The following is a 25,598-nucleotide window of genomic DNA, read 5'->3' as shown; positions in this document are numbered from 1 at the left end:
TTACCTTTGTTGCCCTAGCTTCCTATAGGAAGTTAATGGCCTTATGTAGTGCTTTTATAAAATTATCAATTTCTTCTTTTGTATTATACAACGAGAATGAGGCCCTTGCAGTAGCTGTGATTTCGAACCTTTTCATTAAAGGTTGAGTACAGTGGTGACCCGTTCTAATTGCAACACCTTGGCGATCTAAAAGTGTTCCAAGGTCATGAGGGTGAGCGCCTTCAACAACAAATGATAATACTGAAGCCTTCTCTTTTGCCGTACCTATTAGGCGAACCTTTTCAACTTCAAGAATTTGTTGTGTTGCATAGTCGAGAAGTTCTTTTTCATAGTTTTTAATAACATCAAGATCACAATTTACAATGAAGTCAATTGCCGGCTTAAGCCCGATACCTCCTGCGATATGAGGAGTACCTGCTTCAAACTTATGTGGAAGATCGTTATATGTTGTCTTTTCAATTGTTACAATATCGATCATATCTCCACCACCTTGATAAGGAGGCATTGATTCAAGAAGCTTCTCTTTTCCATAAAGAGCACCGATCCCTGTTGGGCCAAACATCTTGTGAGAAGAGAAGGCAAGGAAGTCACAGTTTAGGTCTTGAACATCAATTTTCTCATGAGCAATTGATTGGGCAGCATCAACGCAGAAGTAAGCTCCATTGTCGTGTGCTAACTTAATATACTTTTTGATATTGTTAACTGTTCCAAGGCTATTTGAAATATGGGCCATGGAAACAAGTTTTACATTACCTTCTTCGAGAAGCTTAATATAGGCTTCTTCATTGATGTCACCTTCATCCGTAATAGGGATCTCTCTTACTTTTGCACCAATCTTTTCGGCCTGAATTTGCCAAGGAACAATATTTGAGTGATGCTCCATTGTTGAGATAAGGATGACATCATCCTTTTTCAAGTAGTAAGGAATAAAAGAGCTTGCAACTAAGTTTAAGCTGTCTGTTGTTCCTTTTGTAAAGATGATCTCACATCTCGAGTTTGCGTTAATCAGAGACTGTATTGCATCGCGAGTTTCTTCATACTTAATTGTTCCAAATTCGCTTAGGTAGTGAACACCTCTGTGAATATTGGCAACATCATGTGTGTAGTGCTCATTTATAGCATTGATCACATTGATATGCTTAAGAGTTGAAGCAGCATTATCTAAGTAGATAAGCGGCTTATCATGTACTCTTCTTTCTAATTGTGGAAATTGCGCTCTAATAGCGTTAATTTCAAAGGCCATTAAGATTCCTTTTCCATTTCATCAAAAGCATTTTTTTCAAATGATTCAAATAGAATATCACTTAAGAATTTTTCAATTTTCTCATCTTCAATCTTTGTGATTGCATCTGAACAGAATGCGTGAATAAGTAGCTTTTGCACGCGCTCTTTTGATAGGCCACGTGATTGAAGGTAGAAAGCTTCTTCGTCACTCATTTGTCCTACGGTTGCACCGTGGGCACATTTTACATCGTCAGCATAAACTTCAAGCTGTGGACGAGTGTCAACGTGTGCACCTTTAGATAGAAGGAGGTTCTTATTTAACTGCTCCGAGTTTACAAGTTGAGCGTCACGACAAACAAGAACTTTACCAGTAAAAACACCACGGGCCTTGTTGTCTAGAACACCCTTGAAAAGCTGAGAGCTATCAGTTCTTTCTTTAATATGTGAAATTAGAGAGAAGTTGTCAGTGTGCTGGTCACCTCTAAGAGCGTATAGGCCATCAACACTTGCTGTCGCTCCGATTCCATTTAGTCGAACTCTCATCTCGTTACGTGATTTCTTTGCACCTGTTGTGAAAGTAAACGATTTAAAATGTGCATCTTTTGCAATGTCAGCATTTACACTACTTACGTGAAATGCATTTACACCATCAGTTTGTACTTTAACGTGGCCAACATTTGCACCTTCTGCAATTTTGAAATTAGAGACAGCATTGATATTATATGCCTTATCGCTTCCAGTGAAAATTTCAACAAAGCTTACTTTAGAGAATTGATCAACGTTTACATGAATACGTGGTAGAGCAAATTCACCGTCGAAGTCCGAGATGTGAACAATTGAAATCACATCATCAACACTTATATTCTTAGGTACATTGATTTCAATAATGTTTTCAACTGCTGAAGCATTAAGCATGGCAAAAATATCTGTTTGATCACAATTTGCTTCATTTGCGACAAGTGCCTTTTGGTCTACTGTTACTTCTTCTGGAAAGAATGAATCAGCCTTCGAGTATTGCCCATTAAGCAGAACAATCTGGTACTTACCAGCTACCTTAACATTCTTAAGCATTGCTTTTTCTGTCGTTACAGTAAACTTTTCAGGTAATACATCTGTAAGCTTAGTATAGATCCAGTCTTCCATTTTTGTATGTGGAAGTCCGCGGGCCTTAAAATTTCCTAAGGCTTCTTTATTTGAATCTGACTTTGCGTATCCCGCTAGGTCATTTAAATATTGGTCTGTTAATTCTTGGATATTCATTATTAATCCTAGTCCTTATTTTGTTAACCAGTCGTAACCTTTTTCTTCAAGTTCAAGAGCTAACTCTTTTCCACCTGACTTGATAATTTTCCCGCCACTTAGTACGTGAACATAATCAGGAACGATATAGTCTAGTAGTCTTTGGTAGTGAGTTACAAGAACGATACCATTGTACTTTGACTTGATAGCATTAACACCTTTTGCAACAATTTTAAGAGCGTCGATATCTAGACCAGAGTCTGTCTCATCAAGAAGAGCAATCTTTGGATTTAGAACGGCCATTTGAAGAATTTCATTCTTCTTCTTTTCACCACCAGAAAAACCAGTGTTAACAGGACGGTCTAGGAATTCTTCTCTCATTTCAAGAAGCTCTAGCTTTGGTTTTAGAAATTCTCTGAATTCTTCTTTTTTCATTTCGGCAGCACCTTGAGATTTTGATACTTCGTTAAATGACTCAAGAAGAAAATCAATATTTGATACACCTGGAACTTCAATAGGGTATTGAAAACCTAGAAAGATACCATTCTTCGCTCTTTCATCTGGTTCAAGTTCTAGTAGGTTTGTTTGTTTCCCATTGATATTGTAATCAATTGATCCGCTTGTTACTTCAAATGATGGGTGACCAGCGATTACTTTTGATAGAGTACTCTTTCCTGAACCATTAGGTCCCATGATTGCGTGAACTTCACCTGGTTTAACTTCAATAGAAATTCCCTTTAGGATTTCTTTTTCTTCAACTCTTGCGTGAACATCTTTAACTGTAAGTAAGCTCATTTTTTTCCCTTTATATATAAATCTAAATTTTATCCGATTGAATTTTCTAATTTCATCTCAATTAACTTTACTGCTTCAACAGAGAACTCTAGTGGAAGCTCTTTAAAAACTTCACTACAGAATCCATTTACGATCATTGAGATACATTTTTCCATATCCATTCCACGTTGCTGTAAGTAGAAAAGCTGATCTTCAGAAATCTTTGAAGTCGAAGCCTCGTGCTCCACAGTTGCCGTATTATTCTTTACGTCAATATATGGGAATGTATTTGCAGAACACTTAGAACCAACAAGCATTGAGTCACATTGAGAGTAGTTCTTTGCACCAATTGCTGAAGGCATAACCTTAACGAGTCCACGGTAATTATTCTCAGAAGCTTCTGCTGAGATACCTTTTGAAATAATTGTCGATTTTGTGTTCTTACCGATGTGAATCATCTTTGTTCCAGTATCGGCCTGCATTTTGTTATTAGTTAGTGCAACTGAGTAGAAAGCACCCTGTGAGTTATCACCAATTAAGTTACAAGAAGGATACTTCCAAGTGATCGCTGATCCTGCCTCAACTTGTGTCCAAGAGATCTTAGAGTTCTTTCCAAGGCAATTACCACGCTTCGTTACGAAATTATAAATACCACCTTTACCTTGCTCATCTCCGGCATACCAGTTTTGAACAGTTGAGTACTTAATTTCTGCATCATCAAGAGCGATTAGCTCAACGATGGCCGCGTGAAGTTGGTTTTCATCTCTTTGAGGAGCTGTACAGCCTTCAAGGTAATTTACGTAACTTCCTTTATCGGCAACAACAAGAGTTCTTTCGAATTGTCCTGTCTCTTTTGCATTAATTCTAAAGTATGTTGAAAGATCCATTGGACAAGTTACACCCTCTGGAATGTAAACGAATGATCCATCTGAGAATACTGCTGCATTTAGTGCTGCATAGAAATTATCTGCAGGCGGAACAACAGTTCCTAGATACTTCTTAACTAGTTCTGGGTGCTCTTGTACTGCTTCTGAAATTGAGCAGAAGATAACGCCAACTTTTTCTAGTTCTTCTTTATATGTTGTTCCAACTGAAACAGAGTCAAAAACTGCATCTACGGCAACACCTGAAATTCTTTTTTGTTCTGATAGAGGAATTCCTAGCTTTTCAAAAGTCGCTAAAAGCTCTGGGTCAAGATCATCAAGACTCTTAGGAGCACTTTCTGTCGACTTTGGGGCCGCATAATAATACAGGTCTTCAAAATCAATCTCTGGGATTTCTAGTTTTGCCCAATTTGGCATTGGCATCTGTTTCCAAAGACGAAATGCCTTCAGACGATATTCAAGTAACCATTCTGGCTCATTCTTCTTTGCCGAAATCATCCTTACGATGTCTTCATTTAAACCCTTCGGGAACTCTTGAGTTTCAATGTCTGTAAAGAAGCCATACTTATATTCTGACTTTGTTAATTGTGTATCACTCATGTGTGAATCCTGCCTTATTTATTAATAACTCTTCAAGCGACAAGTTAATCAGCTGGTGATTAACGTGAGAGTTAAGCTTTTCTATTGGTGTAATTAATTCGCAATTTAAGTATTTCGTACATTTGCCCTTAAGAGCATCACAATCAGAATCAGTAATCTTTCCTTCGATTGAGTTACTTACTTCAAAGAGATTGATTTCAGATAGGGGACGGCTAAGATAGTAGCCTCCTTTTATACCTTTGATTGATGAGAGTACTCCGTATCCATTTAGCTTTTGCATAACTTTAGATACTGGGTCAAAAGGCATCTTGTGTATGTCACAGATTTCTCTGGCCGAAGTGAGATTTGCGGCGCATGTGTGTCCATGCTCTTGCATATGCTTTAGAGCTGTCAGGGCATATTCTGTTTTTTTACTAACTTTAAACATGCTTAACACACCTATATTGTGACGAGTTAAATACCTTAGGTATCGCCTTTTATTAATAATTTACGTTATGTCTTTTAAATAACGTAAAATAAGTCAAAAAACAACTTATTTAACTCTATCTTAGCAAATATATAGGTCGAATCACACCTCAATTCCATAATATTTATGTAAGATCGACTTTTATCAAGCTTTGTAGGAAAATGGTCTTATGAGTGAACATGATTCGGAAATTAACTTAAAACGCCTCAAGTATATTGGTTCTTTACGTGATGAGTCGATCGTTGCCCAAATTGAAGCACAACTAATTCGTCAAGGTATCCATATTACAAAAGAATATGAGAACGACTTCTATCATTTATTTGTAGTGGACCTAAATCAATTACAAGAGGCCCGTGATGTTTACCGCGTCTACATTGGAGGGGTCAAACCAACAAAGGTAGATAAAAACTGGCAATATGTTCAATCATTAAGTATGGGACCTACGACAATTATAATCTTGGCCTTATGTGTAATCGTTTTCATCTTTGGTTGGATTCTAAAAAATGAAAACCTCTATTATCTCTTTCTCTTTTCGACTTCTAAAGTTGATGCCTTTGCGGATATTAATAAAGGTGAGTACTGGAGACTTCTTTCTCCTGCCTTTATCCACTTTGGCTACATCCATATCTTCTTCAATATGTTGTGGTGGAAAGAATTGGGTAAGCTCATTGAAGTAACAAAGGGGAGTGTGTTTTTATTTATACTTTTACTGTTTACTGCAATTTCTTCAAATATCCTACAGGCCGTAATGTCGCCTGGAATGTTTGGAGGGTTATCTGGTGTGGTTTACGGCCTACTGGGTTTCCTATGGCCATACTCAAGATTGAATCCAGATTTTAAGTTTAAGCTTCCAACATCTGATATTGTTCTCATGGTGGGATGGCTCTTTTTAGGTTTTTTTGATGTTTTTAACTTTAAGATGGCCAATTGGGCCCACGGTGGCGGACTTGTGAGTGGTGCTATTTTAGGTGTTATTTTTGCTTTGATGGATCGAAATCAGAATACTCACCAACCTTAAGATCGCCTAATTTCACGTCACCTATAGCGATTCGAATTAACCTAAGGGTAGGGAAGTTAACCGCCGCACACATTCTACGAATCTGACGATTTCGTCCTTCAGAAATACGTACTTCAATCCAAGATGTTGGAATCGTCTTGCGTACACGCACTGGTGGGACACGATCTTCAATTTGAAAGTCTATTAACTTTTTAACTTTTGCTGGCTTAGTTTTGTAATTACCTTTAATCACAACACCATGCTTTAGCTCTTTAATTGCTTCTGGCGTGATATCGCCGTCAACTTGAACAATATAAGTTTTTTCAACCTTACTATCAGCATTGGCCATTTGGTTCTTATACTTCCCATCATTAGTGAGAATTAATAAACCTTCACTGTCTTTGTCTAAGCGGCCAACAGGGTAAACTTCCTTTGGTAGCTTGTAGTCAATAAGACTTAGCTGGTCTCTGTGGTCTTTGCCAAATTGACAGAGGACATCGTATGGTTTGTTAAAGATAATATATTGGTGTTCACCACTATTTACTGCTTCTTTGAAGCTATGGAGGTCAAACGAAGGAGTGATTTCTAAGTTGATTTCTTTTTGCAAAAACTTATCATGGAAGCTGAGTTTATAAGCACAGAGTCTTTGTCCACTTTGGTCTTTCGAGTTTGAATATATTGGGTCGCCGTAAATTGGATGTCCAATTTCTTTTGCATGGGCCCTAATTTGATGTTTTCGACCAGTTAGAATCGTAAACTCGACTAATGAGTACTGCTTATCAGTTTCGATAACTTTATAGTCTGTAATGGCCTTTTTTCCACCAGAGTTAACGACAACCATCTTCTCGATTCGACCTACTCGGTTTGCTTTTAGGAAATTTTCAATTCTTCCTTCTGGCCTTTTAAAGACCCCGCTACAGATAGCTAAGTAACTCTTTCTTATCCTTTGCGGATCATGAGAGCTAAAGAGTTCTTGAAGATATTTATTGGCCTCTTTATTTTTGGCAAATAAAAGAATCCCAGACGTTTCGACATCAAGTCGATGAGCTAGAACGAGGTACTGATCATTTCCATCACTTCGGTTCTTTAAAAAACTAGCTAGTGCGTCTGTGCAATTATCTCGAAAACGATCGAGAGTTTTATGTACAGGCCAGCCCGCCTTTTTATTTAAGGCAATATAGTTATCATCTTCAAAGACGATATCATTGGCAGATAGACGGATTTTTATTCTTTTTTTCACTGAAAGTATTGTATCATGTTTACTATGAACGATTTACCAAATTCTGAAGCATGTGAAAGAAATAAAGGCCCTATTCTTGAGGTTATTACACCTTATTTAAGCAGTAGCGATAAAGGAGAGTTTCTTGAGATTGGATCTCTGACTTGTCAGCATAGTGTACACTTTGCTAAAGCATTCCCACAAATTGATTTTATTACATCTGAAATTAGAGACAATCAAAATATTTTAAAGACATGTTTATCTCATTACCAAAAGAGTTTACCAAACCTTAAAGGCCCTCTTGTTTATGAAGCTGGTTTTAATAAGCTGGAGACGGGAAAGAAATTCTATTACACAGCTAATACACTCCATATCATGCCTTGGAAGGCCGCAAAGACCTTTATTAAGGATTTGGCCACAGCAATGGATGAGAATAGCACTTTGTTTGTTTACGGGCCATTCAAGTATCACGGAAGTTTTACAAGTCCGTCTAATGAACAATTTGATGCTTTTTTAAAAGAGCGAGATGCTCAAAGTGGAATTCGTAATTTTGAAGATATTTGCAATAACTTCTTAAAGAAAGGTGTCTTTCTAAAAGAAGATATTGCAATGCCAGCTAATAATCAGCTTTTAATATTTACTAAATGATGGATTACATTCTTTCCGGTACTTGAATTCCTAGAATCCCAAGACCTGTTTTAATTATTTCACTTGTTGCATAAGCAAGTTCAAGGCGAGCTTTCTTAAGTGAATCTTCACTTGAAGCAATCGGGCAAGCTGCATAGAAACTATTAAATAATTTACCAAGCTCAAATAGGTAAGTTGTCAGTAGACTTGTTTTATTTTGCTCATGAGACTTAATTGCAACATCATTAAATAGTGATAGCTTTTGCATTAGTTCAAATTCTTTTGTTTCAACAAGTGAACTTGCATTTGAAAGCTCAAGAGTTTCGGATTTATCAAAGCCCTGTTTCTTAAGTAGTGAATTAATACGTGCATAGACATATTGAAGGTATGGCCCAGTATCTCCATCAAGCTTTAACCATTCATTCATATCAAAAACGATCTTACGATTATTATCAATCTTGATCATTCCATACTTAATTGCACCATTGGCAATCTTTGTTGCTGTTTCATTGATCTCTGACTGATCCCATTCTCCAGCATACTTATTAAGGTAATCTTCCTTAATTTTATTTTCCATATTATTGATAAGATCAGTAAGGGCAACAATATTTCCTTTACGTGAGCTCATGGCACCATCTGTCAGCTCAACCATTTCATATGGTAGGTGATAGCAGTCTTTGGCCTGTTCAAAACCAATATGCTCAAGAACTTTAAAGACTTGTTTAAAGTGGAAGGCCTGACGTGAGTCAACGATGTAGATATTATTCTTAACACCATATTCTTCAAATTTCTTAATTGCTAAAGCAACGTCCTTCGTTGAATAAAGGCCCGTTCCATCTGATTTGATCAGAATACAGAAGCCAAGCTTGTCGTCACTAAGGTCCATTCCAATAGCACCATCATCTTTGATAAATATACCTTTCTCATAGTATTCATTACAGATTTTTAGTGATGGAGCATCCATTTCTGATTCAAAGAACCAACGATCAAATTCAACATCTGCCCAAGCATATGTTTTCTTCATGAGATCAATTGACCACTGACGAGTCTCTTGCCATAGATCAAAGAATTCTCCCTCTTCTGCGTGAAGTTGCTTTAGGATCTCTGTAAGCTTAGTGCGGTTATCATCTTCTTTATCGCTTCCAAGCTCATTTTCAAGTTTGGTATTAGCTAGAGTGTAAATTCGTCCAAGCCATTCACCCTTATTCGTTTCAGGGATTGTGTCTTGATTATGATATTTTAAATACCAAAGACATTTTGCTACGTGAGTTCCAGAGTCTCCTGGATACGTCACTGGGTGAACATCAACGCTACAGTATTGTTTAATTCGAACAAGAGCATTACCAAGACATAGATTTCTCATATGCCCCACGTGAAGTTCCTTATGAGTATTCGGTTGCGAGTACTCAATCATTGTTTTCCCTTCACCCTTTGTTAGTTCTTTCTTAAAGAATTCACCTGTGCGAATTTCTCCGATTAGACTTTCAAAGTACGCATCTGCTGTAAGGGTAAAGTTAAGATATGGGCCTTGTGCTTTAAGATCTTTTATAATTGAAGAGTTTGTTTCTAGGTCTACTTTTTCTAGAATTGCAGCTGCTATCTGAGGTGGGCCTTGTCTAAGGGCCTTGGCAAAACGAAATACAGGAAAAGCATAGTGGGCCATTTCAATATTTGGGGCCTGTCCAATTGATGAGTAAATCTCTTCTCTCTTGAACTCTGCATCTGGATAAGCAGATGAGAATGCATTTTCTAGGATATCTGTAAGTCTTGCTAAAATCGTATTCGTTTCCATTAAATAATCACCGTATTTTGCTGCGCTGCAGTCTAGTCTATGTATGTTATCATCATATTATAATAAATAATTTACTAATTGTTTAGGAAAAGTAATTTCATATGTTCATTTCTACTAGACTTCTAATGATTATATTTAGCTCAATATATTTTGCTATAGGCACAGGTCTGCCTGTGTTGGCGGATGATGCTATGACACCGATTGAAGAGTTTCAAAAAAAGCAGCTAAGAGAGCAAAAAGAAGCGGAGGAATATCGAAAGTACAATACTGAATCAAGTATTGGTAATGGCCTTTTTAAGGGCCCAAACCTTATCTACTTATGTGGTAAAAGACGAAAGCACTTTGCCTGTGTTAATGATCTTTCCTTGAGAAATTGCGATATTCGAGAAGATATGAATTGTATGGTGATTCAAAAGTATAGTGGTCAAAAAGAATGCTTTAAAGGCCAGACTAAGTTAATGCATAAGTCGAGGATTGATTCGTATTGTAAGGATTAATTGATTTCACGAGACATTAAGATATGACGTCCAATTCCTTCAATATCAAACTCATCTCCAAATACTTCAAAACCAAGCTTTTCATAAAATGGCCTAGCTTCAATGCGGGCATTACACCATACTAAATTACAAAAGTTTTGCTTAATGATAGGGAAGGCAACATTTAGTAGCTCCCTTGAAAAACCTTGTTTACGGTGATTCTCAAGAGTTGCCATACCTTGTAGTTGATACTGATTATCAATATTAAAGTTTGGGTTTGGGTTAAAGAAAAAAGAAGCAACTGATACAAGGTTATTGTCGACAAATGCACCTAAGTGAAATGTATCTGATTCATTATCTCCAGTGAAATTATAGCTGGACTCGTTGCCTTCAATGCCTAACACTGCGCGACGAATTTTAAATGTATCTTTCAAATGGATTCTTTTTACGATCATAGAGGGACTTTATACCAAACAAATGAATTTTTGTCACAATAAAGAAGCTTACCCCGTATTACCTGATCGTCTAAGTTTAGATTTTAGTTTTTTTTACTCTTTCAATAATAATAGTTGTGGGAAAATGATCAGCTAACTCTATAATAGAAATATGAAATTTAGTATTATAAAGATTCAAAAGGCCGTGGCCGAAGCTTTTCACTTTTTAAATCAAGAACTCACTGGTGTTATAGCAACTATCGATAACTTTATTCTTGCTTGGCCCATGCGCTCATTCTTTTTATTTCTTGCCGTTATTATTGTCGTTCGTATAATTTTCTTTCTGATAAGAACTATTATGTTAAGAGGTGGAGAGAATAAAGTTGATGCACGAAAATATGTTTTCAGATTTTTTGACTTCAATTTGTATTACTTATTTGCTTTTAGTGCTTTAGATATTTTTAATCTCTACTTACTAAAATTCGAAAGAGAAGACTTTCAACTCTTCTTGCATGTTTTTAGAAATATCTTGGCCCTTTATGTTCTCTATATAAATATTGGCTACTTTCATAGCTTCCTTCGTTATAACTTTCAGGTCTACTTTAAAAAAGTGAATAAGGACTTCATTAAGGATAGCAAGAAGCTTCGCTACATTATCACGATTACAACTTTTTTCTTTATCTTACTCTATAATCTATTTTCAGGATTTCTTGGACACAATATTATAACAATTATTTTCTTTGTTATTTATACAATCATCTTACTTCGGTATGACAACTACGCAGAGTTAATCCTCCCAAAGATTGTTCCACCATCAATGCTGTTAACAAAGAAGCATATTTCTAAACATGTTATTCGCTACCTTCTCCCAGTATTTCTTTATCTCTATACTTTACTCTACTCATTCTACCTAATGTTCTTTCTTGCCAATAATGACAAGGAATGGGCAAAGAATCTGCTGTCTGGAATTTTAGAGCAACATCTGGAAAGTCTTAGAGATGAAGTTTTTACTGATTATGAAGTCCCAAGTGACTATATTGAAATTTTTAAAAGAGAAAATGGTACGGAGATAACAAGAAAGCCTGATCCTGCTGTTTTGGCCTATGAGCGTATCGATAGTTGGCTTAATGGTACAAGTAGTTCCTATCATCTCGCGTTTTCTGGTGAGTCGGGAAGTGGTAAGAATCACGTTCTTGATAAGATCTTAAAACGCTACTCTTCTGTAACATCTTTTAAACTAGATATAAGTGAAAAAATTGTTGAAGAGTCAGTCCTTTTAAAAAGGTTAGAAAATTTTGTCGACAAAGGCAGTGAAGAAGAGAAGAAATTTGTTATTGTTAAAAATGCGCACAACCTCTTCTTATCAAAGTTTCATGGTTTTAAGGCCTTCGACGCTTTTTTTAAAGTTATCAATAGCTCATCAAAGAATGTGTTTTGGTTTACGGTTTGGAATAGTAATTCTTTAAATCTTATTAAGCATATTTATAATAAGTATGAGCTGTCTTCGGATACGATCTATATCAGGCCATGGAATAAAGAAGAACTAAAAGAACTTATTCTTAAGAGGCATGAGCCAACTGGTTTAGGTATTCGCTTTAACGAAGAGCTGTTTGAAATTATGTCCCACTTTGGTGCCGAAAGATCTCTTGAAAATGCTCAGGATATTTATTTTAGAATCTTAGCAAAGCAAACAGGTGGGAATCCTCAGGCCGCTGTGAATACATGGCTTAAGTCAATTTCTCATGTAAATGATAAAACAATTGAGCTACATCTTCCACAACGTAGGTCAATACACGAGGTTGAAGCCTTAACAGACGAATCACTCTTTGTTTATTCAAGTATCTTATCTCATGAGCATCTAAGTTTTACTGAAATTATGGCCACTACCGACCTAAGTGAAAAAATTGTAAATTACGCACTTAAAACCGGTCTTGGTAAAGGAATCCTTAGTCGTGATGGAGAGTTTTATCATATTAGAAAAGATTGGCTAGTGGATATTAAGACAATTTTATTAAAGAGGAATTTTATCTATGAATGATGCAGTGACTGATACAATTGCAAAGACGCAGAAGATGGCAAGTATCTTTGACTCTTTAAACCCTGAAATGATTTTAAGCTTATTAGTGGGCTTTTTAACTCTCTTTATCATTGTTAGAATTGTCTCTTGGTCTTTACAGTATCTTGCAATCAAAATCCCATTCTATCGCTTATCGATACTTCAAGTTAATACAATCATAACCCATATGATTTATATCTTTGGTACCTTTTGGTTATTATATGTGACTCTAAACCCTAGTCAGGAGATGATCTATGCATTTCTTGGTTCAGGTGCAGTGGCCATTGGCTTTTCTCTTAAGGATCTTATTTCATCAATCATTGCAGGTATCATCTTAATTTTTGATAAGCCATTCCAAGTAGGGGATCGCATTCTATTTAGAGATAACTATGGTGACATTATCCAAATTGGTCTTCGCTCTGTCCGAATACAAACACTAGAAGATTCGACTGTAACAATCCCTAATAATCTGTTCCTGAGTGAGAATGTTGCTTCAGCAAACTCCGGGCAACGAGATATGATGGTTTGTAGCTATTTTTACTTCAAGAATAACTGCGATATTGCTCGCATGATTTCATTACTAGAGGAAGTTACTTCAACTTCTCGCTATGCTTACTTGAAAAAACCTTTGAAAGTTGTGGTTTCAACAGAAAAATTTGAACATGGTATAGGTATAAAGGCGACAGTTAAAGCATATGTTCTTGAAACAATTTACGAGAAGGCCTTTGTGACGGATATTACGAAGAGATTCTATGAAGCTTTAAAAGAAGAGGAACTTGCCGATCAACTACTTTCTGAGTCATAATTTCTTATTCTTAAGAAAAGTAAGGAGTTGATATGGAAATGGAAATCTTTTTTCGCTATTGCGGTGTACTTGGACTGCTTTATGTAATTGTTACGTTAAACGTTATTCGCAACCGTTGGAAACATCGTGTAGGCCTTGGACACGGGAAAGTGGCCGATATGAATAAGGCCATTAGAATTCATGGGAATTTCTCTGAGTATGTTCCATTCATTCTTTTGTTAACTTATTTTGCAATTGAAAAAGAGGCGATCTCTCTAGTTGGGATTCATATTCTTTTATCAGCATTAATTATATCGAGAGTATCTCACTTTATTGGACTTACAAAGAGTGCTGGTACTTCATTCTATCGATTCTTCGGTACCAGCATTATTCTTTTATCTTTAATTGGAATCAGTATTACTTTATTACGTTAATACAAATATCGAGATCGCCTAGGCTGTTTCTTACATCCTGGGCAGTCATTGAGAAAAAAAGATCTTTTAGTCTCTTATGGATAGCTCCACTTGTTTCAAATCTCTCATCATCAGTTGAATCAAACTTAAAGGCTTCTTTAAACGATTGCCAAAACTTCTCTTCAACACATGCCATAACAACAAATTCATGATCTTTAGTCTGATAAATATTGTAGCAAGGGTATAGTCCGTTATGGAGAAACTTGTGATCTGTCTCTCTAATAGATTTAGGCCAGAAAGCATCAAAAACTTCTTGAGTTGATTCGTATAAGTAAGACTCAATGATTTGTACATCCTTAGTCTCTTGTGCCTTAAACATTGCACCTAGGAGATCAAAGGCCATTTTTTGTCCAAAGTTAATACCTGCAAGAGGCAAAAACGGAGGAGCGACATCTTCAATTGAGTTGATATTTCTTAGATGAAGACTTAGAAGACCTGTCATTGCTAGGGCATTTAAGTCATGCATATGGCTCATATGCTCTTTTGATGCCTTCGGAATAACGATTCCGTAACTGTGTTTTACTGTTTCTTCAATTGTTTTAACAGAGATCCCAAGCTTGTCTTGAATCTTACCTGGAATTCCCATAATGATTCCATCTGCTTCAAAAACAAGTTTTTGAATCTCTTTAATATCTTCTTCACTTTTAAAATCGAAGCGCTTTACTGTTTTACATTCATTTAACTCTTCGTACCATTTTGGAAATGAGTTATCCATTTCAGCAAAGAGGCCATAGATAAAAGGATCTTTAAATTTTGCATCTTCGATCTTAATGACATTTGCGCCAAGGCCTGCAAGAAGTTTTCCTGCAAGAGGCCCTGGTAGGCGATGTGAAAAATCAATGATTGTTTTGCCTGTAAGTGGACTTCCCTGAGTATTACTCATTCGCTTGGCCCTGTGCCTGATTTGGCTTTAGAGTTTCAATAAAGCTGTCTAAGCCTTCTCCAGTCATCTCACATTCATTTGTTCCACAAATTTCCCATCTCTGTCCCTTGTCTTCATGGAAGTCAAAAACAAATCTTGGTAGGAAGTAGCAAATAAATCCTGCGAACTCTTGGTTTTGAAGCCATTCTTTAGGACACTTAATTACCTTGTATGCATTTGCTGGATAGCTAAGTGCTCTAAGGCCTTCACCAGAACCTGCTGGGTTTTTCAGAACATCTTGAGTCGTATTTTCCATTAGTGGCTTAATCTCTTCAAGCATATCGATATCACTAAATAGAACACTAGCTCGTCTAATCAGTTTTATAAGAGTAGAGACTGGAGACTTAAATGACTGATCAAAACTTGTAAAATTTTGATTTGGATATAGCTCCATATCATTATCTCTTAGAGCACGTGTTTTAAGACGGCCATCTACTAAGAACTCTTTTAAGATAAACCCTAGTGTGTCTTTTAGGTTTGCCTTAAAGACTGGGTTACCACTAAGTTCATAAATTCTAAGTTGGGCCTCAGCAAAGAGAACATAATCTTCTAATAGAGAAGCACCAACTGGACGAGTTGTCGTGTGACGTAGACGCATTCCGTTTGGAGTTGTTTCTAAGAATTTCTTATAAGTACCTTCCACAACACGGTTAAATAACATACTTGCCGCATTTCTAATGGCCGGAACTTGAGTGTATTGCATAACATCTGATAGTGCTGTGATCATATGGAAGTTCCAACTAGCAATTCCTTTATTATCAGTCATTGGAGGAATTCGAAGCTTTCTTTCATTAAGAAGTGCTTTCTTTGCATTTCTAATTAGATCCCATGACTCGCTTGTGAAGATCTCTTGTGCTTTTTCATGATTAATTGTTAATACATTGAGTCCTGAATCAAAATTACCTTTTTGAGTAACTCCAAACCAATCTTTAAGTTTATCAAGATTCTTTGTTAGTGACTCATCTTCTGTATCAAATCTTCCTAAAGCATCTTCAAACTCTTGTTCTGTGTAAGTGAAGTAAAGTCCTTCAACACCTTCACTGTCAGCATCCTGTGCAGAGAAGAAGAAGTTTTCTTCTTCATTAAGCATTTCAGTTTTTAGATACTCAAGTGTGTTAAAGATTCCATCGAACACAAGTGGTGAAGGGTAGAGCATGCTTGCTTTTGCAAGAAGCTTTAGAAGACCAGCTTGATCATAAAGCATCTTTTCAAAATGTGGAACAGTCCACTTATTGTCAGTACTGTAGCGATGTAGACCACCACGTACTTGATCGTAAACACCACCCATTAACATTCTTTCTAATGATTTTACAATGTGCTCACCATGCTCTTTCTTTACAACGCCTTCAAGCATTTGCTCTATGGCCCACTCATAGAAAGCAAGTTGAGGAAACTTTGGAGCTTCACCAAAACCACCATTCTCCTCATCTTTAAATTTTTCAAGAACATCGAGAACTGAGTTTGGATGTGGAAAGTGACCTTGGAAGTCAACATTCTCTGGTGAGATAAAGCCTTTTTCAATTGCATCAAATGCTTTATTAGCATTCTCTGTAACTGTAGCGTTATCATCTTTATATGCTCTAATTAGCTCAGATAAAACTTCCATAAATGGAGTTGCTTTCCCCTTGGCCTCTTTTGGAAAATATGTTCCAACAAAGAAAGGTCTAAGGTTTGGAAGTAGGAAGGCACTTAGAGGCCAGCCGCCACCATTTGTAAATAATTGGCACGCTTGCTGATAGTAGTTATCAATATCTGGGTGTTCTTCTCTATCAACTTTAATATTGATAAAGTTCTCATTTAGATATTTTGCAGTTTCTTCATCGCAGAAAGACTCTTCTGCCATTACGTGGCACCAGTGACAAGAGCTGTATCCAATTGAAAGGAAGATAGGTTTATTTTCCTCTGTTGCACGAGAAAGGGCCTCTGGTCCCCAAGGATACCAGTGAACTGGATTGTCTTTGTGTTGCTTTAGGTATGTTGATGATTCATCTTTTAATCGGTTAAATCCAATATCTGTCATTCTTACTCCTCAAATTTATATATCTATTATGCGTGAAATATTTAAAAATTAAAGGATAACCTCCCAAAATCCTGTAATTAAATGAATGTTTTTGAAATTATTTCCGGTGCCTCGCATTATAATTTTCTTTTAACTAGACGAGCAGGTTCAATAGCGGTAAAAGACCATCATATGAAAGCACCGAGTGAGCGATATAGCTCACATCTTGAACATTTCAGTACTTTTTGTACGAATGCAAAATCATTGCTCACGTTAGGACTTTGTGCCTTTGCGGCTGTGCTTTCTTTTGATTTCTTTTGGACTCCTACAAGCACAAACTTCCGTGACCTAGGTATCCTTTCATCAATAAATTCAAATAATCACGTTTATACACCTTACAATAGTTATAATTTCAAAGAGACTAATCCCTTCTTCAAAAGCCTACACCTTGGATTCCTTTCGTCGATTGATAAAAAGACTCTTGAGGACACATTAATTGCTCACATGGAGCATCCTATTAATGTTAGGGCCAAGAAATACATTTCTTCACTTCTACACTTTGCAGAAGAAAGGCAACTTGATCCGCTATGGGTTATTTCAATTGCTTGGACAGAGAGTCATTTTAATCCAACTGCCCAGAGTTACGTAAAGGCCCAGGGGCTAATGCAAATTATGCCAAAGACAGGTGTCTTCCTTCATAAACTTCTAAAAAGATCACTTAATAAAGATGATATTATTGAGATTCTTCGTGTTCCCCACGTAAATATGGAACTTGGTGTATATTATCTTAGTCGTCTCTATAAGAGGTTTGGTCTTTATCGCTACGCAACAGTTGCTTATAATATGGGACCGGGGTTTGTGAGGCAGAGTCTACGTTTTAATCGTCCTGTTGGAATCAAAAACGTTTACTACGACAAAGTTAAGAAGAACTATAAGAAGCTGCTGGCTGCAGTTGAAACATTAAATAAACGATCACGCTCACTGGGTGTCGAGTCAATCCTTCACAAAAATAATCACGAATTTGATCTTAATTATTACCTCGGAATGGATATCGTTCCAAATCTTGACGAAAAAATTGCTAAGAAAGGGCCTTCTAAGTCACGCTTTGCAAAAAACTCGTAATTCAGCGAGTCATCTTTTCAACTTCAAATAGCTTTTAAAAATTGCTATATTCATTCCTTATAAATTACACGAATAAGGAAGTTGTATGACATATTCATCAGTTATTGCAATTGATGGCCCAAGTGGGAGCGGAAAATCAACTGTCGCTAAGTTGTTGGCCAAGGAACTAGGTATCCTTTATATCGACACTGGCGCTATGTTTCGCGCCTTAGCCTTTGCTGCAAATGAGAAGGGAATTGACCTTCAAAACCACGAGGCAGTAGAATCATTTTTAAAAGAGATTAAACTCGAATACGGACTAGCTGACGCACTCGTTAAAGTAGATGGTGTGGACCTATCTCAAAAGATTAGAGAACACCACGTTTCTAAGCTTGCTTCGATAATTTCGCAAATACCTATTGTGAGAACAATGCTTTTAGATTTTCAAAGGTCAATCGCAGATGAAAAAGTTTGCGTGATGGAAGGTCGTGATATTGGAACGATTGTTTTTCCTAATGCTTTTACAAAGTTCTTTGTGACTGCATCAATCGATATTCGTGCACAAAGAAGACATGATCAGCTAATCGAAAAAGGTCAACATGATATCGACCTTGATCAATTAAAGCGTGATGTAAAAAAGCGTGATGATAAAGATATGGGCCGTGAAGTGGCCCCTCTTGTGAAAGCCGATGATGCAACTCTTGTTGATACTAGTGAAATGGATATCGACAAGGTGATTTCGACACTAAAAGAAAATGTGAAAATTCGTGCAAAAGAGGTTGGAATAGAGTTGTGAAATACTTAATCAGTCGCACAGACGCCATTGGCCAGAATATTCTTACAATGCCAATGGCCCAGGCCATAAAAGAAATGGATCCAAATGCGACTGTAGCAATTATCACATCGCCGACTTCAGTTATACTCTATAAAGATCATCCCTATATCGATAAAGTATATGTTCTGGATAAGAAGCGGTCTTATCCATTTAAGGTAAAGCGTGCGCTTCAGGTCTTCAATGACTTTAAGCCTGATGTTTATCTCTACGCAGGTGGATCACAAACTCCAAATTTTGTTGCTTGGCTTAAAAAAGTTCCCTTTCGTGGAGGACATCTTGCGAAATGGCAGGCCAATTTCACCCTAAATCGCGGAGTTCGACAAATACGCTCAGAAGTTGAAGGACATGAAACCTTCTATAATATTGAGCTACTTCGTGATCTCGATAATTTTATTACAATTGAAGATAAAGAGTATATTCCTGAGTTTAACTTCAATGTAAACGAGAATGATTTCAATTCTTTTAAAGAACTAATAAAGGGAGAGGGCCTTGATCCTGAAAAGGAGATGGTCTTTGTTCACCCTGGTGTATCAAATAATAACCTGCCATGGCCGGCCAAAAATATTGCAACGTTTATTAAGCGTATTAATGGTATTTATCCTAATCGTTTTAATTTCATCATTTCTCATATCCCTTCAGATTTACGCTACGTTAATCCTGTTAGAGATGAGCTTAGAGATTATAATGATCAGAATATCTACTACTTCAATGGTAAAAAACGAGGCATTGTTAACTTTCTAAATATTTTAAAACACGCTACACTTTTTATCGGTCCAAACTCTGGTGCCACACACATGGCCGCAGCCTTGGGAGTTGCTTTAATTGGGATTTACTCGCCGATTAAAAGTCATTCTTCTTTAAGGTGGAAGCCAAAAGGGGAGACTGAGATTAAAACAGTTACACCGAATGTTGTTTGTGGAGAGTCTGATAAGTGTGCAGGAATGGATTGCCCTTATTATGACTGTATGGCCAAAATTGAAGAAGACAGAGTTATTGAAATAGCAAAATCAATTTTAAATAAATAATGGAAATACTATGACAAAATTAATTTCATCTGAACGTTTTAATACAATCATTGCCAACCTCGCCAGCATTAAGCCAATTCTTGTTGTTGGAGATGTTGGGATTGATAAATATACATCTGGTGTTGTTAACCGCATTTCTCCAGAGGCTCCAGTACCTCTTGTTGAAGTTCAAAAAGAATGGCACAAACTTGGACTTTCGGCCAACGTATCTGAAAACCTAAAAACTCTAGGAGTTAACTCAACTCTATGTGGTGTCATGGGTGATGATGCAAACGCAAATGTCTTAGAAGACCTTTTAGAAGAAGCAGGGCTTTCAACTTGGGGAGTTGTCCGTTGTGATGAAAGACCTACTGTTTTCAAAGAAAGAATCGTCACAGATCATCAACAAATTTGTCGTATCGATTATGAATCAAAGAAGCCTATTAATGCAGATGTTGAAAAAAGACTTATTGCTCGTATTAATGAACTTAAAGAAAACCACGGTGCACTTATTTTAGAAGACTACTCAAAAGGTGTTTTAACAGAATCTCTAATCTCTCGTCTTGTTAGTGAATTTAAGGAGACTAAAAGTCTTGTGGCCGTAGATCCAAGTCGCACAACTCCTCCTCTATATTATAAAGGAGTCTCACTTCTTAAGCCCAACCACCTCGAGGCGAAACTAATGGCAAATCTCTTAGGCTATGCTCAGGAGCTTCAGGTTGAAGAGATCGCAGAGATTCTTGTTGATAAGCTAGAGCTTGAAAAAATCATTATCACGCTTGGTGCGCGAGGAATGGCAATGCTTGATACTTTAGGTGATGGAAAGCTTCATATGATCCCAACTGTTGCCAACGAAGTCTACGATGTCTCAGGAGCGGGGGATACAACAATCTCTCTTCTCGTTGCATGCTTAGAGGCGGGAGCGAGTCTAGAAGAAGCCGCTTGGATTGCAAACTGTGGCGCAGGTGTTGTTGTTGGTAAGGTTGGAACAGCAACTGTTAATATCGAAGAGCTAAGTAACTACTACAATGTTTTAAAAGAGAAAATGAAGTAGAGTGAGTGATTTAAGAAATGCCACTCAGGCACTAGTTTTCTTTAGCGTTCTCTATCAAGAGGACAAAATTGGCCCAGGTGAAATCGTTAATCTACTTGGGCCAAGGTACTCTGATCCTATTATTTTCACCCATGACTTCTTTCCAATGAAGGATTATTACAGCAAAGAAATGGGGAGTCTCCTCAAACGCTGCTTTTTTTTCTATCCTGAATCTCTTGAACGAACTGAATTAGTAGATATCAAGAAGGAGTGTGATGCTCTAGAGAAGGCACATCTCAATGAGCTTGGTAGGACTTTCAATATTGATCCAGGTCTAATTTGCTTGGATCAAGTATTACTCTCAAGTGGAAAGCCATACTCTCACCGCATCTATTTAGGAGATGGAGTTTTTGCTGAATTAACTTATCAATTTCAAGGAAAGTCTTATGAGACCCTATCGTGGACATACCCTGACTATAAGCACCCTGAGATCATTTCTAAGTTCAATTGGATGCGCTCATTTTTATTGGTCTAATTAGCTAATTACTGACCCTCCAAGTCTTGCTTTTTCGCACACCGCATGAAAAACTCCCAAGGTTATTATTGAATGTTTATAAATCGTCGAATAGGTGGGATTATGATTGATAAGCTAAATGAAGCTTATGGAAAGTTTCAAACAGAACTTGAAACATTAAATGCGCAACCGGAAGTGCTTTCACTTAAGTCTAGCTACTTAGGAAAGAAGGGGGCAGTATCTGAAATTTTAAAGTCGCTTAAGGATGCTACTCCTGAGCAAAGAAAAGAAATCGGGCCAGTTGCTAATGAAATTAAGCAAAATATTGAAAAGCTTGTTGCTAAGAAGCTTTCTGAAATCGAGCTAGCTCAGATTAATGAAAAGCTAAGTAAGAATAAAATCGATATTACTTTTACTGATGCTGTTAAATCTAAGAACAATAATCATGGAGGACTTCACCCAAGAACTCTTGTGCAACAAGAAGTTGAAGATATTTTCTTATCTATGGGATTTGAAGTATTAGATGGCCCACATATTGAAACTGAGTTTTATAACTTTGAGGCCTTAAATATCCCAGGTGATCACCCTGCACGTGATATGCAAGATACTTTTTGGTTTAAAGATGAAAAGTCGCCAGAAGGCAATAAGCACTTACTACGTACGCACACTTCAACGATTCAAGTACGTGGGATGCAATCTCGTAAGCCTCCTTTCCGCTTTATTGCTCCTGGGACAGTTTTCCGTTGTGAGAGAACAGACGCTTCTCACGAGATGGTATTTCAACAATTAGAAGGAATGATGGTTGGTAAGGATATTTCTGTATCTAACTTGATTTACTTCATGAAAGAAATCTTAACTGAGATCTTTAAGAAGGACGTGGAAGTTAGACTCCGTCCAGGTTACTTCCCATTTGTTGAGCCAGGCTTTGAGCTTGATATCAAATGTCAGGTTTGTAATGCAAAGGGATGCTCTGTTTGTAAGCAAGTTGGTTGGGTAGAGCTTCTTCCATGTGGAATGGTTCATCCAAATGTTCTTAGAGCAGGTGGAATTGATCCTGAAGAGTACAATGGCTTTGCTTTTGGTCTAGGGCTAGATCGTCTGGTTATGATGAAGTACGGAATTGATGATATCCGCCACCTTCAATCTGGTGATCTGAGATTTAACTCACAATTTAAAGAATATTAGAAAATAGTTTTAAGGAATTTATATGTTAATTAGTATTGATTGGATTAAAGATTTCGTTAAGGTTCCAGACTTAGACGCAAATGAAATCGGTTCAAAGTTCACACTAGCAACAGCTGAAGTTGAAGATGTTTTATCTGTAGGAGATCATCTCGAGGCCATTACTGTTGTTGAAGTTCTAGAAAAAGAAAAGCACCCTGAAGCAGATAAGTTAAATCTTGTGACTTTCACAAATGGTAAGGATCAGTTTCAAGTTGTTTGTGGTGCTGCTAATGTTCGCATTGGTATGCGTACTGCTTATGCTCCACTTGGAATTACTCTTCCTAATGGCCTGACTCTTGAGCCTAAGAAGATCCGTGGCGTTCTTTCTGAAGGAATGCTTTGTTCTGAGGAAGAGCTTGGTTTTGCTGAAGAATCACCAGGTATTATCGAACTCGATAAGATGTTTGATAACCCTGAGCTTGGGACAAATATGCTTACGCTATTTGGGCAAACAAAGGACGTATTATTAGACGTTGATAATAAGTCGTTAACTCATAGACCTGATTTATGGGGGCACTTTGGTATCGCTCGAGAGTTTGCAACAATTTTTGATAATGAATTGCAAAATCCATTCACTGATTCGTGGGCAGCTGATTTAAAAGCAAAGCTTTCAAGTGATGCAGCTCCAATCAAAATTAAAGTTGAAGAAGGCACAAGCTGTCTTGGTTATTTTGGTCTTAGTTTAGATAACGTAAAAGTAGGTGAGTCTCCTGCATGGATGAAAAGACGCCTACAAGCAGTTGGGCTACGTCCTATTAATAATATCGTTGATATTTCAAATTACGTGATGCTTGAGCTTGGAATTCCTCTTCACATCTTTGATCGTGAAAAGATTAGTGGTGATACAGTTGTGATTAGTTCACTTAAAACTGAAACTGAATTTACAACTCTTGATGAGGAAAAGAGAAAACTAGTTATAGGTGACACGGTTATTGGTGACTCCGAAAAGCCATTGGTTCTAGCCGGAATCATGGGGGGACTTAATAGTGGTGTTGATGAGAGTACAACTAAAATTTTTATCGAAGTTGCAAACTGGAAAGCTGCTGAAGTTAGAAAAACTTCAACTCGCTTAGGGCTACGTACAGACTCTTCTTCAAGATATGAAAAGACTCTTGATTCGCTAATGCTCGAAAGAACACTTTTAAGAACTCTTGAGTATGTATTAAAAGAAAACCCAGAAGCTAAAGTCGTTGGTGATATTCAATACGATGGCCCTAATCTTTTAGAGATTAAGCCGGTATCAATTCCATCAAGTGCTGCTAAAATTAATAAGGCACTTGGTAAAGAAATTTCTTTTGATGAAATGAAAAGAATTTTTAATGCTCTTGATTTTAACATTGAGGGAACGCAAGAAAGTTTTGTCGCTCATATTCCAAGTTATCGTGCGACTAAAGATATTGAAACAGGTTCATGTCTAGTTGAAGAGATCGGTCGTATTATTGGTTTCGATAATATTGATCCTGTATCGCCTAAGCTTGATATTTCACCTGTTAAGTTGAGCCCTGCACAGAAGCTTCACCGTCGTATGAAAAACTTTATGGTTAATCATGCAAGTGCATTTGAAGTTATGACTTACCCGATGATTGGGCCATCACTTCTTAAGAAGGCAATGTACGAACATAAGGGTGGGCTTGAACTTATTAATGCTTTATCAAAAGATGCATCTCTTATGCGTGAATCACTAGCACCTTCTTTTCTAGAAGCTGCTGCTCAGAACGCAAAGAACTCTTCTTCTTTCAAGTTCTTTGAAATCGGCCGTACATACCACGCAAATGATAAAGACTTCGTAAAAGAAGAAAGTGTATTTGGTGCTCTGTACTTTGATAAAGAAGCAACGCCATTCATGGATCTTCTTAACGATACAACTCGCTTACTTGATAGTGCTAATATTAACTATCAGCTAAACGAACGTAATCCTAAGTTTAAGAGTAATGCAATAAATGAAGAGTGGGCGGGTATTCATCCTTTCGAATTCTACAACTTAAGAATTCAAGGAAAGATGGATGGTGTGATTTTTTCTGTACACCCGCTTGTACTTAAGCAATTTAAGATTAAAGGAAATGTTTCAATCGCTCTCGTTAATATGAGTGCATTTGAATCACGTGAACAAAAAGATAAAACAAAGTATAGTCCACTAGCAAAATTTCCTGGATCAACTTTTGATTGTACTGTTGAAGTAGACAATAGTGTTGCTGTTGGATCTATCTTAAATAGTCTTTCTAAACTTAAGATTAAAGAACTTGTTTCTACTTCTATTGCGGATATCTTTGTTCAAGAAGATAAGAAGTCTGTAACAGTAAGAAGTGAATTCTTAGATCCTAATAATACTTTATCAGGTGAGTTTATTACTGAAGCATCTAATAAGATTATAGAGACGTTAGAAAAAAACGGATTTCCTCTGAAAAAGTAGTTAAATTTTTTACATAGTTACCGATGATAGAAGGCCACTCAGAGAGTGGCCTTTTTTATTTTTATAACGCTTCGAGATTTCAGTAGTTTATAGAACTGGTAGAAGTTCAACCTACTGTTGAAATTAAGTATCATTAATAATCTGTAAGTATTTAATATTGTTATTAAAGTTTATGAAAAAAAAGTTAAAAAAAAGTAAAAAAACTATTGACGAAGTTATTGGGGTTTCATAATATGCCCCTCGTTCCAAACAACAAACGAAACAAAAACAACGTTGCTAAAACGACATTGAATTTTTTTCCTTAATTGTTAAAAAAAGACTTTACATGTTGAACATGAACATATAGTCTCGGACAGCTCTTTAGACATTCAAATAAAGTAATAAAGATTTGCTATTAGGTAGCAAACAAGATGAGAAGAAATCCAAAATAAGTTTTAAACGGTTTTTGAAAGATCTGACGTAACTGAATCATTGAAGTTACTTCAATCAGTCAGATGCCATTTAAGCTTAA

23 protein-coding genes are annotated in these 25,598 nt (G+C 36.8%); 13 read left to right on the top strand and 10 right to left on the bottom strand.

The window, feature by feature from the left end:
* Positions 1 to 22: 22 nt before the first annotated feature.
* The 5 genes from ACRXC1_RS09425 to ACRXC1_RS09405 are packed head-to-tail and all read right to left on the bottom strand — an operon-like array spanning position 23 to position 5,148.
* On the bottom strand, positions 23 to 1,243 hold the full coding sequence (locus tag ACRXC1_RS09425) for an aminotransferase class V-fold PLP-dependent enzyme (RefSeq protein ID WP_433658291.1): 1,221 nt from the start codon (positions 1,241 to 1,243) through the stop codon (positions 23 to 25).
* Positions 1,243 to 2,484 carry a Fe-S cluster assembly protein SufD gene (gene sufD / locus ACRXC1_RS09420; RefSeq protein ID WP_433658289.1) on the bottom strand — a complete coding sequence of 414 codons (1,242 nt, stop codon included), beginning with the start codon at positions 2,482 to 2,484 and terminating at the stop codon, positions 1,243 to 1,245. Before sufD ends, ACRXC1_RS09425 begins: the two co-directional genes overlap by 1 nt.
* Positions 2,485 to 2,499: 15 nt before the next feature.
* Positions 2,500 to 3,258, bottom strand: a complete 759-nt coding sequence (gene sufC / locus ACRXC1_RS09415; RefSeq protein ID WP_392912579.1) for a Fe-S cluster assembly ATPase SufC — start codon at positions 3,256 to 3,258, stop codon at positions 2,500 to 2,502.
* A 29-nt stretch (positions 3,259 to 3,287) separates the two neighbouring features.
* Entirely contained in the window at positions 3,288 to 4,721 is a 1,434-nt protein-coding gene (gene sufB / locus ACRXC1_RS09410; protein WP_392912581.1) for a Fe-S cluster assembly protein SufB, read from the bottom strand.
* Complete coding sequence (locus ACRXC1_RS09405; protein ID WP_392912584.1) at positions 4,714 to 5,148, bottom strand: RrF2 family transcriptional regulator; 435 nt, start codon at positions 5,146 to 5,148, stop codon at positions 4,714 to 4,716. The genes sufB and ACRXC1_RS09405 overlap by 8 nt, the downstream gene beginning before the upstream one ends.
* 208 nt (positions 5,149 to 5,356) lie before the next feature.
* On the opposite strand from ACRXC1_RS09405, the gene ACRXC1_RS09400 reads away from it, so the two are divergent.
* Positions 5,357 to 6,205: a rhomboid family intramembrane serine protease gene (locus ACRXC1_RS09400; protein ID WP_433658286.1), complete on the top strand. Its 849-nt coding sequence runs from the start codon at positions 5,357 to 5,359 to the stop codon at positions 6,203 to 6,205.
* Here ACRXC1_RS09400 and ACRXC1_RS09395 read toward each other — a convergent pair.
* Positions 6,159 to 7,424: a pseudouridine synthase gene (locus ACRXC1_RS09395; RefSeq protein ID WP_433658284.1), complete on the bottom strand. Its 1,266-nt coding sequence runs from the start codon at positions 7,422 to 7,424 to the stop codon at positions 6,159 to 6,161. The genes ACRXC1_RS09400 and ACRXC1_RS09395 overlap by 47 nt on opposite strands.
* 24 nt (positions 7,425 to 7,448) lie before the next feature.
* On the opposite strand from ACRXC1_RS09395, the gene ACRXC1_RS09390 reads away from it, so the two are divergent.
* On the top strand, positions 7,449 to 8,051 hold the full coding sequence (locus ACRXC1_RS09390; protein ID WP_433658282.1) for a DUF938 domain-containing protein: 603 nt from the start codon (positions 7,449 to 7,451) through the stop codon (positions 8,049 to 8,051).
* Between the two features lie 4 nt (positions 8,052 to 8,055).
* On the opposite strand, the gene argS is transcribed toward ACRXC1_RS09390, so the two are convergent.
* Entirely contained in the window at positions 8,056 to 9,822 is a 1,767-nt protein-coding gene (gene argS, locus ACRXC1_RS09385; RefSeq protein ID WP_433658280.1) for an arginine--tRNA ligase, read from the bottom strand.
* A gap of 191 nt (positions 9,823 to 10,013) precedes the next feature.
* On the opposite strand from argS, the gene ACRXC1_RS09380 reads away from it, so the two are divergent.
* Entirely contained in the window at positions 10,014 to 10,319 is a 306-nt protein-coding gene (locus tag ACRXC1_RS09380) for a hypothetical protein (RefSeq protein ID WP_392912594.1), read from the top strand.
* Here the strand turns inward: ACRXC1_RS09380 and ACRXC1_RS09375 are convergent.
* On the bottom strand, positions 10,316 to 10,753 hold the full coding sequence (locus tag ACRXC1_RS09375) for a GNAT family N-acetyltransferase (RefSeq protein WP_433658277.1): 438 nt from the start codon (positions 10,751 to 10,753) through the stop codon (positions 10,316 to 10,318). The genes ACRXC1_RS09380 and ACRXC1_RS09375 overlap by 4 nt on opposite strands.
* A gap of 151 nt (positions 10,754 to 10,904) precedes the next feature.
* Between ACRXC1_RS09375 and ACRXC1_RS09370 the strand changes: the two genes are divergently transcribed.
* The 3 genes from ACRXC1_RS09370 to ACRXC1_RS09360 are packed head-to-tail and all read left to right on the top strand — an operon-like array spanning position 10,905 to position 14,006.
* Positions 10,905 to 12,770 carry a hypothetical protein gene (locus tag ACRXC1_RS09370; RefSeq protein WP_433658275.1) on the top strand — a complete coding sequence of 622 codons (1,866 nt, stop codon included), beginning with the start codon at positions 10,905 to 10,907 and terminating at the stop codon, positions 12,768 to 12,770.
* On the top strand, positions 12,763 to 13,593 hold the full coding sequence (locus ACRXC1_RS09365) for a mechanosensitive ion channel family protein (protein WP_433658273.1): 831 nt from the start codon (positions 12,763 to 12,765) through the stop codon (positions 13,591 to 13,593). Before ACRXC1_RS09370 ends, ACRXC1_RS09365 begins: the two co-directional genes overlap by 8 nt.
* 32 nt (positions 13,594 to 13,625) lie before the next feature.
* Positions 13,626 to 14,006, top strand: coding sequence for an MAPEG family protein (locus ACRXC1_RS09360; RefSeq protein WP_392912602.1), 381 nt, complete (start codon positions 13,626 to 13,628; stop codon positions 14,004 to 14,006).
* On the opposite strand, the gene ACRXC1_RS09355 is transcribed toward ACRXC1_RS09360, so the two are convergent.
* Both ACRXC1_RS09355 and ACRXC1_RS09350 read right to left on the bottom strand, forming a co-directional pair.
* Positions 13,990 to 14,928: a CoA transferase gene (locus ACRXC1_RS09355; protein WP_433658270.1), complete on the bottom strand. Its 939-nt coding sequence runs from the start codon at positions 14,926 to 14,928 to the stop codon at positions 13,990 to 13,992. The genes ACRXC1_RS09360 and ACRXC1_RS09355 overlap by 17 nt on opposite strands.
* Complete coding sequence (locus ACRXC1_RS09350) at positions 14,921 to 16,987, bottom strand: thioredoxin domain-containing protein (RefSeq protein WP_392912606.1); 2,067 nt, start codon at positions 16,985 to 16,987, stop codon at positions 14,921 to 14,923. The genes ACRXC1_RS09355 and ACRXC1_RS09350 overlap by 8 nt, the downstream gene beginning before the upstream one ends.
* A gap of 171 nt (positions 16,988 to 17,158) precedes the next feature.
* On the opposite strand from ACRXC1_RS09350, the gene ACRXC1_RS09345 reads away from it, so the two are divergent.
* The 7 genes from ACRXC1_RS09345 (at position 17,159) to pheT (ending at position 25,087) form a co-directional block, all read left to right on the top strand.
* Positions 17,159 to 18,088 (top strand): lytic transglycosylase domain-containing protein, encoded by a 930-nt coding sequence (locus ACRXC1_RS09345; protein ID WP_433658268.1) that lies wholly within the window; start codon positions 17,159 to 17,161, stop codon positions 18,086 to 18,088.
* A gap of 85 nt (positions 18,089 to 18,173) precedes the next feature.
* Positions 18,174 to 18,863 (top strand): (d)CMP kinase, encoded by a 690-nt coding sequence (gene cmk, locus ACRXC1_RS09340; protein WP_433658266.1) that lies wholly within the window; start codon positions 18,174 to 18,176, stop codon positions 18,861 to 18,863.
* Positions 18,860 to 19,927: a glycosyltransferase family 9 protein gene (locus ACRXC1_RS09335; protein WP_392912611.1), complete on the top strand. Its 1,068-nt coding sequence runs from the start codon at positions 18,860 to 18,862 to the stop codon at positions 19,925 to 19,927. The genes cmk and ACRXC1_RS09335 overlap by 4 nt, the downstream gene beginning before the upstream one ends.
* Positions 19,928 to 19,937: 10 nt before the next feature.
* Complete coding sequence (locus tag ACRXC1_RS09330; RefSeq protein WP_392912613.1) at positions 19,938 to 20,960, top strand: bifunctional heptose 7-phosphate kinase/heptose 1-phosphate adenyltransferase; 1,023 nt, start codon at positions 19,938 to 19,940, stop codon at positions 20,958 to 20,960.
* Position 20,961: 1 nt separating this feature from the next.
* A complete protein-coding gene (locus ACRXC1_RS09325) occupies positions 20,962 to 21,474 on the top strand; it encodes a DUF4416 family protein (RefSeq protein ID WP_433658261.1) in 513 nt (170 codons plus the stop codon).
* A 102-nt stretch (positions 21,475 to 21,576) separates the two neighbouring features.
* Positions 21,577 to 22,638, top strand: a complete 1,062-nt coding sequence (gene pheS / locus ACRXC1_RS09320; protein WP_392912617.1) for a phenylalanine--tRNA ligase subunit alpha — start codon at positions 21,577 to 21,579, stop codon at positions 22,636 to 22,638.
* A 22-nt stretch (positions 22,639 to 22,660) separates the two neighbouring features.
* Positions 22,661 to 25,087, top strand: coding sequence for a phenylalanine--tRNA ligase subunit beta (pheT, locus tag ACRXC1_RS09315; protein ID WP_433658259.1), 2,427 nt, complete (start codon positions 22,661 to 22,663; stop codon positions 25,085 to 25,087).
* Positions 25,088 to 25,598 lie beyond the last annotated feature (511 nt).

This window comes from Halobacteriovorax sp. GFR8 (assembly GCF_050955245.1).
Lineage (GTDB): Bacteria > Bdellovibrionota > Bacteriovoracia > Bacteriovoracales > Bacteriovoracaceae > Halobacteriovorax_A.
Note: the sequence above shows the minus strand (reverse complement) of the source record. Positions and strands in the feature narration are given on the sequence as shown.